Here is a 248-nt window from a genome sequence, read left to right on the forward strand (position 1 = left end):
GTCCGTAAGGTGTGTGAGCAAGATGCCTATCGACAGTACCGCGTGAAACACCAGCAGCCCCGCACTTGGGGCATGGCTCGGGTGCTTTGGTTAAACGACATTCGATGACGGCGCGCTCTGCACAAAGATGTTGTCCAGTGGCAGTCAGGCCGAGGTTATTCAGTTGGCAAAAGCTGGAAAGATCAGGGCTAGAAAAGGTAAGATTGTTCACGTCGGGGGCTTAGTTTTTGTTGGTGTGAGAGCTTACA

The 248-nt window shown here is 52.4% G+C and carries 1 pseudogene; it reads right to left on the reverse strand.

What is annotated here, in order from left to right:
- Positions 1–211: pseudogene (locus GHN92_RS23760) on the reverse strand (ISL3 family transposase); the annotation flags it as partial.
- Positions 212–248: the final 37 nt, after the last annotated feature.

The organism is Pseudomonas sp. FSL R10-2964, from assembly GCF_009600035.1.
Lineage (GTDB): Bacteria > Pseudomonadota > Gammaproteobacteria > Pseudomonadales > Pseudomonadaceae > Aquipseudomonas > Aquipseudomonas bubulae.